Source organism: Lentisalinibacter salinarum (assembly GCF_040706555.1).
In the GTDB taxonomy this organism is placed as follows: domain Bacteria; phylum Pseudomonadota; class Gammaproteobacteria; order Steroidobacterales; family Woeseiaceae; genus Lentisalinibacter; species Lentisalinibacter salinarum.
The window spans coordinates 1,404,805-1,422,380 of sequence record NZ_JAPDRH010000002.1 but is presented as its reverse complement, the minus strand read 5'-3'; the positions used below and the strand labels follow the sequence as shown (position 1 = coordinate 1,422,380).

Here is a 17,576-nt window from a genome sequence, read left to right as displayed (position 1 = left end):
TCAGTCGTCGCCGCCGCCGGTCTGGCGGAAGTCCACGCCCAGCGCGCGCAGCTTGCGATAGAGATGGGTGCGCTCCATGCCGACGCGCTGGGCGAGCTTGCCCACCTTGCCGTTGCACAGGATCAGCTGCTGGGTGAGATAGGCGCGCTCGAAGGCCTCGCGCGCTTCGCGCAGCGGCAGCGCCAGCAGGTCCTGCTTCACCAGCGGCTCGTCGTCCGGCGCCTCGGCCTTCAGCTCGCTCTCGATCTCTGACAGCGACACCTCCTCGTCGCCGCCGTTGATGAGCACCCGGTGCACGAGGTTCTTCAGCTCCCGTACGTTGTCCGGCCAGGGGTAGTTGCGCAGCCGGTTCTGTGCCGCGACGCCGAAGCGCCGGAATGGCAGCCCCTCCGCGTCCACCAGTTTCTCGGCGTAGTAGCGCAGCAGCTCCGGTACGTCCTCGGCGTATTCGCGCAGCGGCGGCACCCGCAGGGTGAGCACGTTCAGGTGGGTGAGCAGGTCGCGGCGCAGCGTGCCGCGGTCCAGCAGCCGCTCGTAGTCCTGCGGCAGCGACGCCATGATGCGGGCGGTCAGCGGCACCGTCTCGCGCCCGCCCCTGCGCATGTAGCTGCCCTGCTCGAGTGCGCCCGCCAGCAGCGTCTGGGCGGCCGTGCTGGCGTCGCCCAGTTCGTTCACGAACAGGATGCCGCCCCCCGCGCGGTCGAGCAGCCCCTCGCGGACCTCGCCGTCCTCCTCGCTGCCGTAGAGCTGTACCTCGGCGTTGTCGTCGGTGAGCGAGCCGCCGGCCACGCTCACGTATTCGGCGGCGGCGCGGGGGCCGACGGAGTGGACGTAGCGGGCGAACGCCTCGCGGCCGGAACCGGACTCGCCGATCAGCACCATCGGGGCGTCGTGCGCGGCGAGCTTGCGGGCCTGCTCGCGCAGGTCGCGCATGGCTTCGCTCTTGCCCACCGGCGCCAGCGGAGAGAGCAGCCGGCGCATCTGCTGCGGCTCGCTCTTCCTGCCCGACTCCAGCGCGCGCTCCACGGTGTGCAGCAGCTTCGACAGCGAGAGCGGTTTCTCGATGTAGTCGAACGCGCCGAGCCGGGTGGCCTCCACGGCGGTATCCACTGTGCCGTGGCCGGACATGATCACCACCGGACACTGGCGGGTCTCGGGCTGCTGGGTCCACTCCTTCAGGAGCGTGATGCCGTCGGTGTCCGGCATCCAGACATCCAGCAGCACCAGGTCGTGCTGGTCCGCCTTGCGCGCCTCGCGCGCCTCGGCGGCGTCGGCGGCCGCGGTGACCTCGTAACCCTCGTCCGAGAGGATCTCCCGGATCAGTGACCGGATGTCGGACTCGTCGTCGACGACGAGTATGTGTTCGCCACTCATGCCCTCTCTCTCCGTTTGTCACCGCGCTCGCCCCGCCGCGGCATGGACGCGAGCATCAGCTCGCGGCTCGCCTCGTCCACAGGGAGCGAGATGCGTATCCTCGCACCGCCGCGGTGGCGGTTCTCCGCCCGGATGCTGCCGGCGTGCTCTTCCACCAGCTTCTTCACGATGGCGAGTCCGAGACCCGTGCCTTTCGGTTTGGACGTGACGTAGGGATCGAACACCTGTTCCACCGGTCCCGCCTGGAAGCCCGGCCCGTTATCCTCGACCGTGATGGTGGCCAGCTTCGCCCCGTTGTCCTCTTCCGCCCGGGTAATGATATCGATTCTGCCGTCTTCCTGCCCTTCCAGTGCCTCGACGGCGTTGCGGGCCAGGTTGTGCAGGATCTGGCGCACCCGCCCTGCGTCCGCATCGACGAGCGGCAGCCCGGTGTCCAGGTCCAGCGTGATGTCCACGGCCGTATCCTGGGCGCGGTAGAGATCGATCACCTCGCGCACCAGCTTGTTGAGGTCGAACCGGGTCATATCCATGTCCGGCGCGCGGGCATACTCGGAGAAGGCGTTCACCATCTCCTTCATCGCCTCCACCTGCTGCACGATCGTGTGCGTGGCTCGGTCGAGTATCTGCGCCTCGCCCGGCGGCATCTCCTTGAGGTACTTCTGCCGCAGCCGCTCGGCGGACAGCTGAATGGGAGTCAGCGGGTTCTTGATCTCGTGCGCGAGGCGTCGCGCCACCTCGCCCCAGGCAGCGTCCCGCTGGGCCTGCAAGAGCGCGGTGATATCGTCGAACACGACGACGAAACCGGCGGTGTGGCCGTCCTCGGCCGGCAGCGCCGTGCAGGCACAGGTGAGGACGCGCCTGCCGACTTCGCCGCGCAGCACGATCTGCTCCCGCCACTCGGTCTCCCCGGCGGCTAGATGCACACGGGCCACGTCCACGAACTGCTCCAGCAGCGGGCGTCCTTCGGCCACCTCCGGCAGCAGCTCGCCGATGCGGCTCTCGAAATCCACGCCGAGGATGGCGCCGGCCGCCTGGTTGGCCGTGCGGATGCGCAGGTCCGGCTCCAGCGACACGACACCCGTGGACAGCCGCGCGAGGATGACCTCGAGGTTGGCGCGCTCGGCCTCCACCTGCGCCTGGCTGTCCCGGGCGGTCTCCCGGGCTGCCGCCAGCCGGCGGGTCATGTCGTTGAAGGAATTGACGAGGAAGCCGATCTCGTCCCGGGACGGAGTCGGGAGCTGGGTGTCGAAGTCTCCCGCCGCCACGGCCCGCGTGCCGGCCACCAGCTGCTGGATGGGCGCTACCAGTCGGCGGGAGAAGAAGAATGCGCCGTAGATCGAGGCCAGCAGCGAGACCAGCAGCACCACCGTCAGGGTCAGGGTCAGCGTGCGCTTCAGGGGCTCGCGCAGATAGAGCTGGCGCTTGTAGTCCGTGTACGAATCGCCCACGTTGTCCGCCATCGCGGACAGCCGCTGGGTCACCGGATAGAGCGCCTGCAGCACGTAGCGCTCGCCGATGCGGGCGTCGCCGACCACCGGCGCCGCGGTACGGATCTGGTAGCCCCCTTCCTCCAGCGGATCGAGGCTGACGTAGGGCCGGTTCTGACTGATCTGCAGCAGCATCTCGTCCGACGGCGGCGTGGGCACTGCGAGCCGGGAGCGGTCGAAGCTGGTGGCGACGATACGGCTGTTGGGGCCGAACATCGTCACCTCCAGCGCGCCGGTATCCCGGCGCATGCGGGCGAGCTCGCTCACCAGCGCGCCCTCGCTCATGAGCTCCGCACGCTCCGCGTAGCGCAGCGTGAGATCCAGATTCGTGCGCATCTGGATGCTGAGTGCCGCCCGGGAGAGGTCCAGCGCGTCCTCCAGTCCCTGCTCCACGTCCTCGGTGAACCAGCTGTCTATGCCACGGTTCAGAAACTGGGCGGAGAAGTAGTAGACGAGCAGCAGCGGCAGGACGGCCAGCCCTATGAACATGGCCACCATGCGGCCCTTCAGCTTGGCGCCCGGCACGTGGTGGCGCAGGTCCTGCACGAGGCGCGCCAGGTTGCCGATCAGCAGCACGATCAGGATGACGACGCCCACCGCGTTCACCAGCAGGGTGATGCCGGAGAGCCGGTCGAACTGCTCCGAACTCTGGGAGGTCTGGGTAAGGAGGAGCAGGGCAGTGAGCGCCAGCAGCAGGCCGACGCCCGCCAGCAGGGTGAAGAGGAATCTCCTCAGCGTTCGAGCTGCCATTCGTACCAGTCGCTGGTGATCCGCCAGTCTTCCCGCCAGAACGCGATCAGCCGCAGCGCGGCGGGATAATCCTTGACGTCCACCACGGCCCGCATGCGAATGCGATAGTCCTTGTCGTCACGGAGCAGGGCAGCGTCGATCACCGGCAGCGACGTGATGCGGCCGAGGTTGTTCAGCGCCGAATACAGCGTCGCGTAGGAGTCCTGCTCGCCCGTATTCAGATTGCGGACCACGTAACGGCGGCTGAGCGCGTTATAGAGGAGCTGGTAATTCACCGCGAGTTCCGCGGTGACGTCGTCCAGCCAGAAACGCCGCTCCTGGATCACCTGGAACTGCAGCTCGACATTGATCGGGACGCCGCTGTCCAGTGCGTCCAGCGCCTCGTCCGACAGCACGTACTGCAGGCGGGCGCCCACCCGGTAGACGCCGTCTACCAGGTTCGAATCCGCCGAACGCACGGCGACGGTGCCGCCCTCCTGGCCGGAAGCCGGCTGCCAGGCCAGGCAAGCGAGGAGGACGAGCAGCGCCCAGAGGCGGCCCACAGTCCCATCCGCTGGTGCGCTCGGCAGGCTCATGTCGGCTTTTCGATACAACAGTAAAAGAATCCATCCAGCCCGTTTCGCCCCGGAAATAGCTGGAAACCAGCCCCGTCAGCTTGCATTAGATCGCGGATGTTGTCATCGGGCAACGGTTTTCCGACGCCCGCGCCGGGTTCTGCGGCGGCGAACGCGGCGACGGCCCCCGAGTTCTCCGCGCGCAGCACGGAGCAGGTGGCGTAGAGCAGCCGGCCGCCGGGCGCCAGCAGCGGCCACAAGGCTCGGAGCATGGCCAGCTGGCGCGCCGCCAGCCGCTCGACGTCGGCGGGGCGGCGCAGCAGCTTGATGTCCGGGTGGCGCCGGATGACGCCGGTGGCGCTGCAGGGCGCGTCGACGAGGATCCGGTCGTAGGGCTCGCCGTCCCACCACGCGGCCGGTTCGGCGGCATCGCCGCAGAGGAGCCCGGCGGAGTAGCCGCCCCGTGCCAGCGCCTCGCGGACCCGCTCCAGCCGGCCGGCATCCGCGTCGAGGGCCGTCACCGATGCATCCCCGCGCACGCTCTCCAGGATGTGCAATGTCTTGCCGCCGGGCGCGGCACAGGCGTCCAGGACACGCATGCCGGGCGCGGCGCCCAGCAACGGGGCGGCAAGCTGGGCCGCCCCGTCCTGCACGCTGACCTCGCCGTCGGCGAAGCCCGGCAGCTCATCGACCGGGAGCGGGCGCGACAGCCGCAGGGCGGACGGCACGCCCGGCAGCGGCACGGCCTCGACGCCGTCCGGCAGCCGCCGGCACCAGCCGGCAGGATCGGTGCGATGCTGGTTGACGCGCACCCACATCGGCGCCCGCTCGTTATTGGCCCGTACTATCGCTTGCCAGTCCTCCGGCCAGTCGGCGGCCAGCGCGTCCAGCAGCCAGCGGGGATGGGACCAGACGGCCTCGGGGTCAACCTCGGCGTCGTCGTCGGGGCTTGCCAGGACGGCCTCCAGCAGGCTGTCGCGCTCGCGCTGGAAGCGGCGCAGCACCGCATTCACCAGTCCGCGCATCCGCGGCCGGCCCAGTTCGCGGCAGGCGGCCACCGTCTCGCCCACCGCCGCGTGGTCCGGCACCCGCATGCGCCAGAGCTGATACAGCCCGACCTCGATCAGTGCGGCCACCGGCCGCTCCCGCTTCGGCAGCGGCCGCTCGAGCAGGCGCCCGGTCAGGGCACGGAGCGTGTAGTGCCAGCGGACGGCGCCGTGGGCCATCTCGGCAGCCAGCGCGCGGTCGCCGTCCCGGCAGGCGGCGGTTTCCGCAGCCAGCGCGTCATCGAGGGAGCGGCCTCGATCCGCGACGGCGGCGAGCGCCCTCGCCGCGGCCGCCCTGGGGCTGGCACGGCTAGCCAAGTCTCAGGCCGGCCAGGCCGCGCCGGTTGGCGAGGCGCTGGTTCGCGAAGTCCCTGGCGGCGATGCGGCGGCGGCCCGGGAGCTGGACCTCCAGCAGGCGCAGCACACCATCGCCCGTGGCCACGTCGATGCCGTCGGCGCCGGCGGCGCGGATGACACCGGGCTCGGCCGGCGGCTGGTCGCCGGCGGGCAGCGGCTCGGCCCGCCAGCAGCGCAGCAATTCGTCCTCCAGCCGGGTATGGCAGACCGGCCAGGGATCGTAGGCCCGCACCGCGCGGTCGATGCGCTCGGCCGGCCAGGACCAGTCGATGAGCGCGTCCTCCCGGCGGATGCGCGGCGCGTAGGTCGCCGCCGCATCGTCCTGGGGTTCGGGCTGCAGCCGGCCCGCGAGGATGTCGGGCAGCCTCTCGGTCAGCAGTCCGGCGCCGAGCGCGGCCAGCCGGTCGTGCAGCTCCCCCGCGGTCTCCCGGGGACCCACCGGCGCCTCGGCCCGGGCGTAGACCGGACCGGTGTCGAGGCCGGGCTCCATGCGCATCAGGCTGACGCCGGAGACCGGGTCGCCGGCCAGCACCGCCGCCTGGATCGGCGAGGCACCGCGCCAGCGGGGCAGCAGGGAGGCATGGACGTTGATGCAGCCGGCCGGCGGCAGTTCGAGCACGTCGGCCGGCAGGATGAGCCCGTAGGCGGCCACGATCAGCGCGTCGGGCGCGAGGGCCGCGAGTTCGGCGACGGCTGCGGCGTCCTTCAGCGTGGCAGGCTGCAGCACCGGCAGCCCTTCCGCGACGGCCCATGCCTTGACTGGACTCGGGGTGAGGCGTCGGCCCCGGCCCGCCGGGCGGTCCGGCTGGGTCAGCACGGCCACGGGGCGGTGGCCGGCGCCGCAGAGCGCCTGCAGCGAGGCCAGGGCGAACCCGGGTGTGCCGGCGAAGATCAGGCGGGGTGTGTTGGACGCACGGGCCGCATGGGCCTTATCCCCCGCAACGCCCTCACCGGTCACGGGAGAAGATCCGACGCTCAGACTGGGCTGGCAGCCCGCTCCCCGGCAGGCTGCGCGGCGTTGCGGCGCCCTTTGAGCAGCCGCTTGCGGATCCGCTGGCGCTTCATCTCCGACAGGTAGTCCACGAACAGCTTGCCTTCCAGGTGATCCATCTCGTGCTGAATGCAGACGGCGAGCAGCCCCTCGGCCTCCATCTCGTAGCTAGCCCCGTCACGGTCCAGCGCGCGTACGCGGATGCGCTCGGCCCGCTCCACCGGCTCGTAGAAACCGGGCACCGACAGGCAGCCCTCCTCGGTCATCTCGACGCCGTCCTTCTCGAGGATCTCGGGGTTGATCAGGACGTGGGGCTGATCCTTCTCCGCCGAGACGTCCGCCACCAGCAGACGCTTGTGCACGTCCACCTGGGTCGCCGCCAGCCCGATGCCGGGGGCCGCGTACATGGTCTCGAACATGTCGTCGATCAGCTGCCTGAGTTCGTCGTCCACGCGCTCGACGGGCTGCGCCTTAGTGCGCAGGCGCGGATCGGGGAATTCGAGTATGTTCAGGATAGCCATCGGTGCCTTCTCAATATCTCGCGTGAACTGCCATAAAAACCATCTAGTGTTTTGACTTTATTGGGATACATAACGGACAATCAAGACGTTATGTCAGGCGGGCGCGGCGGCCCGGGGCGATTCTGTGACGCACTTGGCAGTTGGTCGCGCGTCGGGACGCCATAGTATACCAACGCCGTGACAGCCGGCAGCCCCGATTCCCACAGGATGGAGCAAGCCCAACCATGCCCCTTGCAGAGCGGAATACCCAGTCCATGGTGAGACTGTGCGGAGTGCTTTTTGTTGCATCGACGCTTGCGACAACAGCCGGTTGCAGCCTGAACCCCTTCGCCGACGACGCCGACGCGCCGCTCGCCCCGGTGACCCCGGCGGCGAGTGCGGAGTCGTCCGGCCCCGTCTCGCTGGAGCCGCGCCGCAGCGCGGACGCCGAGGCAGTCGAACGGCGGGCCGAACCTGCGCCGCCGCCTCCGCCGCAGGAAGTGCCGCTGGCGCCGAATGCCCCGGAGCGCTACGTGGTGAAGAAGGGCGACACCCTGTGGGACATCTCCGAGATGTTCCTGCGCGACCCGTGGTTCTGGCCGGAGATCTGGCAGGTGAATCCCCAGGTCGAGAACCCGCACCTCATCTATCCCGGCGACGTGCTGTCGCTGGTCTACATCGACGGCCGTCCGCGCATCATGCTGGAACGCGGCATCCAGGCCGAGCGGCTGAGCCCGCAGATTCGCGCCACCCCGCTGGACCAGGCCATCACCACCATCCCGTACGAGCAGATCGCCGCCTTCCTCACCCGCGGCGCGGTGCTGGAGAAGGACGAGGCGGACGCGCTGCCCTACATCCTGGCCAGCCGGGGCGATCATCTGATCGCCGGCGCGGGCAACGACGTCTACGTGCGCGGCGACATCGAGGGCGTGGGCTCGCGCTACAGCGTGCTGCACGTCGACGAGCCGCTGGTGGACCCGGACGACGACAAGGTGGTGGGCTATCAGGCCATCTACGTGGGTCAGGGCCAGGTGGACCGCACCGGCGATCCCTCCACCGTGCATCTTCTGAAGACCAGCCGGGAGGCGCTGTCCGGCGATCGCCTGATGCGCCAGGAAATCGAGATCCCGCTGAATTTCTTCCCGAAGCCGCCGGAAACGGACATAGACGGCCGCATCATCTCGGTAGTAGATGGTATTTCGCTGATCGGGCAGTACCAGGTCATCGTGATCAACCGCGGCGCCCGCAACGGGCTGGCGCCCGGCGACGTGCTCAGCGTGCTGACGGCCGGCGAGACGGTGCGCGACCGCTACGCCAGCACGGGCGGATTCGGGCTGCTCGGCGGCGAGAAGGTGAAGCTGCCGGACGAGCCGGCGGGCACCGTGATGGTGTTCAAGGTGTACGACCGCATCGCCTACGCCCTCGTCATGACGGCGGAGAGCGAGATGCGGGTGCACGATATAGTACGTAACCCCTCCTGACGCCTGACACGGCAACGGCCGGCGTCCGTGAGGGCGCCGGCCGTTTTCTTTTTGACGTGCCGGCACAGCGGAGCCGGACATGGACGAAGAGACAGAAGCCTGGGTGCGTCTCGCCGAGGCGCCCGGGCTGGGCGCGGCCGAGGCGGCCGCGCTCGTCGAGAGCTTCGGCTCGGCCGGCCGGGTGGTGGCGGCCGGACGCGCCGCGCTTGCCTCCCGCGGTCTCGATGCCGAGACGCTCGAGGCGCTGCTCGTGCCGCCGGCGGAGCGGATGGAGCGCATCGCCGGCTGGCTCGCCGAGCCCGGGCATCGTCTGGTCAGCCGCCATTCGCCGGACTATCCGGCGCTGCTCGCCGAGGCCACGGGCGCGCCGCTCGTCCTCTACGTCAACGGCGATCCCGGGCTGCTGTCCATGCCCCAGCTGGCGGTGGTCGGCAGCCGCAATCCCACCCGCGGCGGCGAGCGCACCGCATTCGAGTTCGCCGCCCATCTCGCCGCCAGCGGTCTCACCATCACCAGCGGACTCGCCTCGGGCATCGACGCCGCAGCCCACGAAGGCGCCCTGTCGGCGGGCGGCAGCACCATCGCCGTGCTGGGCACGGGCATCGACCGGGTCTATCCCGCCGCCAACCGGGAACTCGCGCACCGCATTGCCGGGCAGGGCGCCCTGGTGAGCGAGTTTCCGCTGGGCTCGCCGCCGGAAGCATGGCACTTCCCGCGACGCAACCGGATCATCAGCGGCATGAGCCTGGGCACGCTCGTGGTGGAGGCGGCGCAGCGCAGCGGCTCGCTGATCACCGCCCGCCTGGCCGCCGAACAGGGCCGCGAAGTTTTCGCCATACCGGGCTCAATACATAACGCACTCGCCCGCGGCTGCCACCGGCTGATCCGTGACGGCGCGCGGCTGGTGGAGTCCGCCGACGACATCTTCGCCGAGCTCGCACCGCTCGCGGGTGCGCTCGGCACACGCCTCGGGAAATCCCCTTCCGGCGGGGATTCCGCGGCCGCCGAGGCCGCCGAATCCGAGCGCGACGGGGATTACGACAAACTGCTCGAGGCCCTCGCGTGGGAGCCCGTGGACATGGATACGTTGATCGAACGGTCCGGATTGACGATCGATCAGCTTTCCTCCATGCTCCTGATCCTGGAACTCGAGGGCGAAGTCGAAACGCTGCCTGGCGGGAAGTTCTCGAGGGTCAGACAGGAGCGCCTACCCGAATGAAAGAGAACGTCCTCGACGTATTGATGTATCTGTTCGAGACCTACATCGATACAGAGGAAGAACCCGAAGCGGATCAGAACGAACTCCGCGAGGAACTCGCCCGGGCCGGCTTCCACGACGCCGAGATCGAGCACGCCCTCGACTGGCTGGACGGTCTGGGAACGAACAACGACCTCCTGTCCCCGAACCCGCAGACGGAGAACGGCACCCGCATCTTCAACGGGGTCGAACTCTCGCGGCTGGATGCGGCATGCCGCGGTTACCTCGTGTACCTGGAGCAGGTGGGCATCCTCTCGCCGCCTCAGCGCGAACTGGTGATCGACCGTCTGCTCGCTCTCGATTCGGCCGACATCGACGTGGAGCAGATCAAGTGGGTGGTGCTGATGGTACTGTTCAGCCAGCCCGGCCAGGAGCTCGCCTACGCGCGCATGGAGGATCTGGTCTTCGACGAGGACTCGGGGACGATCCATTGATCGGGGCAATCTGAGGCGGCAGACTGGCCGCGTCAGACAGCACGCCGCGGCAGAGTCCGCGGTTTTTCATTTCTGGCCGGGCGACAGGAACGCGCCCGGCGACAACGGACGCACGGGAACGGATGAGCAAGAACCTCGTCATCGTGGAATCGCCGGCCAAGGCGAAGACCATCGAAAAGTACCTGGGCAAGGACTACGACGTCCTGGCCTCGTACGGCCACGTACGCGACCTCGTGCCGAAGGAGGGCGCCGTCGATACCGAGCACGGCTTCGAGATGAAGTACCGGGTGATCGAGCGTAACGAGAAGCACGTCAACGCCATCGTCCGTGCGCTGAAGAAGGCGGATTCCCTGATACTCGCCACAGACCCGGACCGCGAGGGCGAGGCCATCGCCTGGCACCTGTACGAGCTGCTGAAGGACAAGGGCGCCCTGGACAACAAGGACGTGCACCGCGTCGTCTTCTACGAGATCACGAAGCAGGCCATCCAGGACGCCATCCGGCATCCCCGCGGCCTCTCCAGCGAGCTGGTGAACGCTCAGCAGGCACGGCGCGCGCTGGACTACCTGGTGGGCTTCAATCTCTCTCCGCTGCTGTGGAAGAAGGTACAGCCGAACCTCTCCGCCGGCCGGGTACAGAGCCCGGCGCTCAGACTCATCGTCGAGCGCGAGGAGGAACGCGAGCGCTTCGTGTCGCAGGAGTACTGGACCATCGAGGCCGACGTCAGCAAGGAAGGCCAGGCCTTCCCGGCGCGGCTGGTCGCCTGGAAGGGCGAGAAGGTGGAGCAGTTCAGCTTCGGCGACGAGGACACGGCCATGGCCGTGGACGCCGCGCTGCGGCAGGCCGCCGACGGCGTGCTGCGCACGGTCAAGGTGGAGCGCAAGCAGCGGCGCCGTAACCCGGCCGCGCCGTTCACCACCTCGACGCTGCAGCAGGAGGCCTCGCGCAAGCTCGGCTTCAACACCCAGCGCACCATGCGCGTCGCCCAGCGGCTCTACGAGGGCGTGGACATCGGCAGCGCGGACGGCAACGTGGGCCTGATCACCTACATGCGAACGGACTCGGTCACGCTGGCCCAGGTGGCGGTGGACGAGACCCGCAGCGTAATCGCCGAGCGCTACGGGAATGACAACGTGCCGGACAGCCCGCGCCAGTACAAGAACAAGTCCAAGAACGCCCAGGAGGCCCACGAGGCCATCCGCCCCACTTCGGTCAGCCGCACGCCGGATGAACTGGAGGGCAAGCTGGAAGCCGACCAGCTGAAGCTCTACCGGCTGATCTGGACGCGCACGGTGGCCAGCCAGATGGTGCCCGCGGTGTTCGATACGGTTACGGCCGAGATGGTGCCCGCCGACGAGCCGGAGGGCGAGGCCACCGGCCGCTTCCGCGCCACGGGCTCCGTGCTGGTCAAGCCCGGCTTCATCGCCGTCTACCAGGAGGGCCGCGACGACGCCGCGGCGGACGACAGCGACCGGCGCCTGCCCGACCTGGCCGAGGGCGACCGGCTGAAGCTGGAGGAGATACGTCCGGAACAGCACTTCACCGAGCCGCCGCCGCGCTACACGGAGGCGAGCCTCGTGAAGTCGCTCGAGGAGCTCGGTATCGGCCGTCCCTCGACCTACGCCAACATCATCACGACGCTGAAGAACCGTGAATACGTCGATATGGAGGGCCGCCAGTTCGTGCCCACGGACATCGGCCGCATCGTCAACGGCTTCCTCACCGAGCACTTCACCCAGTACGTGGACTACGATTTCACGGCACGCATGGAGGACGACCTCGACGCCATCTCCCGGGGCGATCGGGACTGGGTGCCGCTGCTGGAGGAATTCTGGACGCCGTTCGCCGAGCTGGTGGAAGAGAAGGACCAGAACGTCACCCGCGAGCAGGTGGCCCAGGCGCGGGAGCTCGGCACGGATCCCAAGTCCGGCAAGCCGGTGACCGTGCGCATGGGCCGCTTCGGGCCCTTCGTCCAGATCGGCACCAAGGACGACGAGGAAAAACCGAAGTTCGCCGGTCTCATGCCGGGCCAGAAGATGAACGAGATCGATCTCGACGCAGCGCTGGAGCTGTTCAAGCTGCCGCGCAAGCTCGGCGAGACGCCGGAGGGCGAGCCGGTGTCCGCGAGCATCGGCCGCTTCGGCCCGTACGTGCGTTACGGCAACAAGTTCGTCTCCATCCGCGGCGACGACGATCCGTTCACCATCAACCTGGAACGAGCGCTGGAACTCGTCCGCGAGAAGAAGAAGGCGGATGCCGAACGCACCATCCAGGACTTCCCCGACGAGGGCATCCAGGTGCTCAAGGGGCGCTACGGTCCGTATGTCACCGACAAGAACAAGAATGCCAAGGTGCCGAAGGACCGGGAACCGGCGTCGCTGACGCTGGAGGAATGCAAGGAGCTGCTGGCAGCCGCGCCGGCCCGTGGTCGCGGCCGCAAGAAGGCGAAGAAGAAGACGGCAACGGCCGCCGCCGACACGAAGAAGGCAGCGAAGAAGAAGAGCACGGCCAGGAAGAAGACGTCGGCCAGGAAGAAGACGAAGAAGACAGCGAAGAAGAAGTCCGCCGACTGAGACGCCCGCCTGCCGTACCCATCCCGCGGGGCCATCCCGTACAATGCGTCGCTCCGCGATGATGAGACAGCCCGCGCATATGGCGATGAGTGACTTCGGCGACAAACTGGCGGCCGTCAAAGATTACCTGCTCGGCCTGCAGCGGCGGATCACCGATACCCTGGAGGAAGTGGACGGCACCGCCCGCTTCCACCGCGACTCCTGGAAGCGGGAAGGCGGCGGGGGCGGCGAGACGCGGGTGACCGCAGGCGGCAGCCTGCTCGAGCAGGCCGGCGTCAACTTCTCTCACGTCTACGGCGACAATCTGCCGCCCAGCGCCTCGAAGAGCCGGCCGGAGCTGGCCGGGCGTGGATTCCAGGCGATGGGCGTCTCGCTGGTGCTGCACCCCGAGAATCCGTACGTGCCCACCACCCACGCCAACGTGCGGGTGTTCGCGGCGGAGAAGCCGGACAGCGAACCGGTCTGGTGGTTCGGCGGCGGCTTCGACCTCACTCCCTACTATCCCTGCCTGGAGGACGTGGAACACTGGCACCACACGGCCCGTGACGCCTGCGAGGGTTTCCCCGAGGGCACCTACCCGCGTTTCAAGGACTGGTGCGACGAGTACTTCTATCTCCGCCATCGGGGCGAGACCCGCGGCGTGGGCGGGCTGTTCTTCGACGACCTGAACGAGTGGGGCTTCGAGCGCTGCTTCGATTTCATGAGAAGCGTGGGCGACCACTTCCTGCCGGGATATCTGCCCATCGTCGAGCGGCGCCGGAATACCGCCTGGGGTGAACGCGAGCGCCAGTTTCAGCTCTATCGCCGCGGACGTTACGTGGAGTTCAATCTGGTCTACGACCGGGGCACGCTGTTCGGACTGCAGTCCGGCGGCCGCACCGAGTCCATCCTGATGTCCCTGCCGCCGCTCGTGCGCTGGCAGTACGACTACCGGCCCGAGCCGGGCAGCCCGGAAGCCGAGCTGACCGAACGCTTCCTGAAGCCCACCGACTGGCTGGGCGCCTCGTGAACGCCGCCGCCGATCCCGCGCCCTTCCACCTGGCCGTGCCGGTCGACGACCTGGAGCGCGCCCGCGGCTTCTACGTGGAGCTGCTCGGCTGCGCCACCGGCCGGGAGGACGAGCGCTGGCTCGACCTCGACTTCTTCGGCCACCAGGTCACCCTGCACCTGGCAGGGGACACCGGCGAGGAGGCAGCCAATGCCGTGGACGGCGACGAAGTCCCCGTGCGCCATTTCGGCGTCATCCTGGCTCCGCCCGACTGGCAGGCCCTGGCCGACCGGCTCACGGCCGCCGGCGTCCGCTTCCTGATCGAGCCGCGGGTGCGTTTCCGCGACCAGCCGGGCGAGCAGCGCACGATGTTCCTGCGCGACCCGGCCGGCAACGCGCTAGAGTTCAAAAGCTTCGCCGACCCGTCCCGCATCTTCGCCCGGGACTAGGCACCGTCGGCGGCGGCACCGCGGGCGTGCTCGCCCGCCGATTCGGCGCTATGCTAACGTCGTCCGAGCCTCCTCACTGTGGCGACAGACTATCGATCCTCCCGGGGCGAGCGAGCGGTGAACAGAAACCTGCATCCGGCCTGGCTGCCATTGACCTGGCTGCTTCTGACCGTAATCTGCCTCGGCACGACGGCGGAGGCTGCGTCCCTGCGCCATGCCGAGGGCGCCGCGGGCAGCCTGGTGCTGGCCGACGAGATCGGCGTCCGCGCGGACGGGCGCAAGGTGTACATCGTGCAGCTGCGCCGTCCCGGCGCCGCGGAGCATTACGCGAAGGCGGCCGCGCCCGGCCGCCCCGCCTCCATGAAGGTGATGCAGTCCACCGGCTTCAGCCGGGATTCGGCGGCGGTGAAGGCCTGGGTGGCCGGCAGCAACCAGGCGCAGACGAGTCTGCTTGCGAAGGCCGCCCCCGGTGCGCGGACCGTCTATGACTATCGCTACGGCTTCAGCGGTTTCGCCGCCGCCCTGACGCCGGCCCAGGCCGACCGGCTGCGCCACATGCCGGAGGTGGCCGGGGTCTGGGAGGACGAGATCCGGCCGCTGGCCACCAACGAGTCGCCGAGCTTTCTCGGCCTGTTCGACAACACGGACGGGCTAACCGGCGCGCTGGGGCTAGAGGGCGAGGGCGTGGTCATCGGCGTCATCGACAGCGGCATCACGCCCGACCACCCGAGCCTGAAGGACACCCGGGAGGCGGACAGGCCGCGGCTGTGCCGCACCTCGTTCGCGGATACCTTCCTCGGCCTCTGGTTATGCCGACGCTTCGAAGTTCGCGACGACGTGCAGCTGTTCGACCCGCCGGAGAACTGGAACGGCATCTGCCAGTCCGGCGAGCAGTTCGCGGAGACGGTGTGCAACAACAAGCTCATCGGCGCCCGCTTCTTCGTCGACGGGGCCCTGGAGACGGGCGACCTGGACCCCGGCGAGTTCCTCTCGCCACGGGACGCCGACGGCCACGGCACCCACATCGCGACCATCGCCGCCGGAAACCCGGTGACGGCGTCCGTGGCCGGCACCGAACTCGCACGCATCCGCGGCATGGCGCCGAAAGCCCGGGTGGCGATCTACAAGGCCTGCTGGCTGAGGCCGGGCGACACCCGGGCCAGCTGCAATACCTCCGACCTCGCCCGGGCCGTGGACGCGGCCGTGGCGGACGGCGTGGACATTATCAACTACTCGGTGGGTAATTCGCTGGCGACGGTGAGCGGCCCCGACGACATCGCCCTGCTGGCCGCCGCCAAGGCCGGTATCTTCACCGCGGTGGCCGCGGGCAACGAGGGGCCGGGCCTGCGCACCATCGGTTCGCCGGGCAGCTCGCCGTGGGTCACTACGGTGGCGGCCTCCACGCGCCCCGGCGTGAGTTTCAGCGAGGCCATGGAGGTGATCTCACCGCCTTCGCTGGCCGGCAAGTACGCCTCCCGCGAGGCGAGCTTCACCCCGCAGCTGGAAGACACCGGCAGCGTGGAAGAGGAACTCGTGATCGTCGACGACGACAGCCTGGCCACCGACACGGGGGGCGGTAACGGCACCACCTACGATGCCTGCCAGGCGCCGGTGAACGGGGACGAACTCGCCGACAGGATCGCGCTGCTCGCGCGCGGCGGTTGCAGCTTCGAGACCAAGATCCGCAACGTTGAGGACGCCGGCGCCATCGGCGCCCTGGTATTCAACAACGCCGGCGAGCCCTTCGTCATGACCGGCACGGCCGATTCGGTGGACATCCCGGCCGTCATGATCGGCCAGGCGGACGGACGGCTCCTGTTCGACGCCATCAACGTGGACGAGGAGATCGTCGACGTGCGGCTCGCGGCAGGGCTGTTCCTCACCGAGACCGAGGCCGGCAACATCATGGCCGGCTTCTCGTCGCGGGGGCCGGCCAGCGGCGCGCCGGACATACTGAAGCCCGACCTGACGGCGCCGGGGGTCAGCATACTCGCGGGCTTCACCCCGGATGCCGCCAACGCGGAGCAGGGCGAGTTCTTCGGCTATCTCTCCGGCACGTCCATGTCCACCCCTCACGTGGCCGGTGTCGCCGCGCTGCTGCTGGAGGCCAACCCGAACTGGTCGCCGGCGGCGCTGCGCTCGGCCATGATGACCAGCGCCTACCAGGACGTGGTGCAGCAGGACGGCGAGACCCCGGCCAATCCGTTCGACTTCGGCGCGGGCCACCTGCAGCCGAACGCAGCCGGCAAACCCGGGCTGCTCTTCGACGCCGGCGCCGACGATTACGACGCCTTCGGCTGCGGCCTGGAGGAGCCCCTCCCGGACCCGTCACGCTGCGACGAGCTGGCCGCCGCCGGCAGGAGCTTCGACGCGACCCAGTTCAACCAGGCCTCCATCGCCATCGAGCAGCTGACCGGCCGGCGCAGCATCACCCGTAGCGTGACGGCCGCCGGCGACGCGGGGGGCACCTGGCAGGCGGAGATCGAGCCGCCGCCGGGCACCGTGGTATCCGTGTCTCCGGCGACGCTGTCGCTGAACCCGGGCGAGACCGCCACCTACACCGTGGACATGGAGTTCATCGGCACCGGGCTCGACCTCTGGTACTTCGGCGCCATGAGCTGGCGGGCCGGCGAGACGGCCGTGCGCACCCCGCTGGCCATCCGGCCGGTATCGCTGTCGGCACCGGAGGAGGTGCGTGATGCCGGCGGCAGCGGCACGCTCGGCTTCGACGTGGACTTCGGCTATACGGGCAGCTACCGCGCCGGCGTGCACGGGCTGAACGAGGCGCTGGTGATCGACGGTTTCGTGGACAACGACCCCACCAAGACATTCAGCTTCCGCGACGGCAACGGTGTGACCAGCCACGTGATCGACGTGCCGGCGAATCAGGCGTATCTGCGCTTCGCGCTGTTCGACGAGGCCACCGACGGCGACGACGATCTGGACATGTACGTCTACTACTGCCCGAACGACATCTGCACGCGCATCGGCGAAAGCGGCTCGGAGACCTCGGCCGAGGAGTTCAGCCTGGTGACGCCGCCCGCCGGCCGCTACGCGGTGCTGATCCACGGCTTCGAGACCGACCAGGTGGCCGGCGGTCCCGGCGCGAACTACCAGCTCTTCGCCTGGGCGTTCGGGCTGGTGGACGATGCGGGCAACATGACCGTCTCGGCGCCCTCGAGCGTCACCGCCGGCAGCACCGAGACGCTGCAGGTGACCTGGTCCGGGCTGGCCGCGGACCGGCGCTATCTCGGCGCGATCTCACACGTGACGCCGAGCGGGTTGACGGCGCTCACTATTGTGAATATCCGGAACTGACCGGCCTGAATATCCG

General features: G+C 69.1%; 13 protein-coding genes. 7 read left to right on the top strand and 6 right to left on the bottom strand.

Annotated features, from left to right (window positions below; translation table 11 throughout):
- The 6 genes from ACJMKZ_RS09685 to def are packed head-to-tail and all read right to left on the bottom strand — an operon-like array spanning position 1 to position 7,080.
- Positions 1-1,374 carry a sigma-54-dependent transcriptional regulator gene (locus ACJMKZ_RS09685; protein ID WP_405232980.1) on the bottom strand — a complete coding sequence of 458 codons (1,374 nt, stop codon included), beginning with the start codon at positions 1,372-1,374 and terminating at the stop codon, positions 1-3.
- A complete protein-coding gene (locus ACJMKZ_RS09680; RefSeq protein WP_405232979.1) occupies positions 1,371-3,611 on the bottom strand; it encodes a sensor histidine kinase in 2,241 nt (746 codons plus the stop codon). Before ACJMKZ_RS09680 ends, ACJMKZ_RS09685 begins: the two co-directional genes overlap by 4 nt.
- Entirely contained in the window at positions 3,593-4,153 is a 561-nt protein-coding gene (locus ACJMKZ_RS09675; RefSeq protein ID WP_405232978.1) for a DUF4390 domain-containing protein, read from the bottom strand. The genes ACJMKZ_RS09680 and ACJMKZ_RS09675 overlap by 19 nt, the downstream gene beginning before the upstream one ends.
- Before the next feature lie 29 nt (positions 4,154-4,182).
- Positions 4,183-5,529, bottom strand: coding sequence for a 16S rRNA (cytosine(967)-C(5))-methyltransferase RsmB (gene rsmB, locus ACJMKZ_RS09670; RefSeq protein ID WP_405232977.1), 1,347 nt, complete (start codon positions 5,527-5,529; stop codon positions 4,183-4,185).
- On the bottom strand, positions 5,522-6,526 hold the full coding sequence (gene fmt, locus ACJMKZ_RS09665) for a methionyl-tRNA formyltransferase (protein ID WP_405232976.1): 1,005 nt from the start codon (positions 6,524-6,526) through the stop codon (positions 5,522-5,524). Before fmt ends, rsmB begins: the two co-directional genes overlap by 8 nt.
- Before the next feature lie 17 nt (positions 6,527-6,543).
- The gene (gene def, locus ACJMKZ_RS09660; RefSeq protein ID WP_405232975.1) at positions 6,544-7,080 is read right to left on the bottom strand and encodes a peptide deformylase; all 537 of its coding nucleotides are present in this window, start codon (positions 7,078-7,080) and stop codon (positions 6,544-6,546) included.
- A 254-nt stretch (positions 7,081-7,334) separates the two neighbouring features.
- Here def and ACJMKZ_RS09655 point away from each other — a divergent pair, with 254 nt between their 5' ends.
- From ACJMKZ_RS09655 to ACJMKZ_RS09625, 7 genes are all read left to right on the top strand, one after another.
- Entirely contained in the window at positions 7,335-8,540 is a 1,206-nt protein-coding gene (locus ACJMKZ_RS09655) for a LysM peptidoglycan-binding domain-containing protein (RefSeq protein WP_405232974.1), read from the top strand.
- Between the two features lie 79 nt (positions 8,541-8,619).
- A complete protein-coding gene (gene dprA, locus ACJMKZ_RS09650) occupies positions 8,620-9,759 on the top strand; it encodes a DNA-processing protein DprA (RefSeq protein ID WP_405232973.1) in 1,140 nt (379 codons plus the stop codon).
- A complete protein-coding gene (locus tag ACJMKZ_RS09645; RefSeq protein ID WP_405232972.1) occupies positions 9,756-10,232 on the top strand; it encodes a DUF494 family protein in 477 nt (158 codons plus the stop codon). Before dprA ends, ACJMKZ_RS09645 begins: the two co-directional genes overlap by 4 nt.
- Before the next feature lie 122 nt (positions 10,233-10,354).
- On the top strand, positions 10,355-12,805 hold the full coding sequence (locus ACJMKZ_RS09640; RefSeq protein WP_405232971.1) for a DNA topoisomerase I: 2,451 nt from the start codon (positions 10,355-10,357) through the stop codon (positions 12,803-12,805).
- A gap of 85 nt (positions 12,806-12,890) precedes the next feature.
- Complete coding sequence (gene hemF / locus ACJMKZ_RS09635; protein ID WP_405232970.1) at positions 12,891-13,814, top strand: oxygen-dependent coproporphyrinogen oxidase; 924 nt, start codon at positions 12,891-12,893, stop codon at positions 13,812-13,814.
- Complete coding sequence (locus ACJMKZ_RS09630; RefSeq protein WP_405232969.1) at positions 13,811-14,242, top strand: VOC family protein; 432 nt, start codon at positions 13,811-13,813, stop codon at positions 14,240-14,242. Before hemF ends, ACJMKZ_RS09630 begins: the two co-directional genes overlap by 4 nt.
- Before the next feature lie 117 nt (positions 14,243-14,359).
- A complete protein-coding gene (locus ACJMKZ_RS09625) occupies positions 14,360-17,560 on the top strand; it encodes a S8 family serine peptidase (RefSeq protein ID WP_405232968.1) in 3,201 nt (1,066 codons plus the stop codon).
- The last annotated feature ends 16 nt before the right edge of the window (positions 17,561-17,576 follow it).

What these genes read in the sequence shown, in the direction of transcription:
- ACJMKZ_RS09685 (WP_405232980.1), bottom strand. Translation starts at nt 1,374, where the DNA reads ATGAGTGGCGAACACATACTCGTCGTCGACGACGAGTCCGACATCCGG.
- ACJMKZ_RS09680 (WP_405232979.1), bottom strand. Translation starts at nt 3,611, where the DNA reads ATGGCAGCTCGAACGCTGAGGAGATTCCTCTTCACCCTGCTGGCGGGC.
- def (WP_405232975.1), bottom strand. Translation starts at nt 7,080, where the DNA reads ATGGCTATCCTGAACATACTCGAATTCCCCGATCCGCGCCTGCGCACT.
- ACJMKZ_RS09655 (WP_405232974.1), top strand. Translation starts at nt 7,335, where the DNA reads ATGGTGAGACTGTGCGGAGTGCTTTTTGTTGCATCGACGCTTGCGACA.
- dprA (WP_405232973.1), top strand. Translation starts at nt 8,620, where the DNA reads ATGGACGAAGAGACAGAAGCCTGGGTGCGTCTCGCCGAGGCGCCCGGG.
- ACJMKZ_RS09645 (WP_405232972.1), top strand. Translation starts at nt 9,756, where the DNA reads ATGAAAGAGAACGTCCTCGACGTATTGATGTATCTGTTCGAGACCTAC.
- ACJMKZ_RS09640 (WP_405232971.1), top strand. Translation starts at nt 10,355, where the DNA reads ATGAGCAAGAACCTCGTCATCGTGGAATCGCCGGCCAAGGCGAAGACC.
- hemF (WP_405232970.1), top strand. Translation starts at nt 12,891, where the DNA reads ATGAGTGACTTCGGCGACAAACTGGCGGCCGTCAAAGATTACCTGCTC.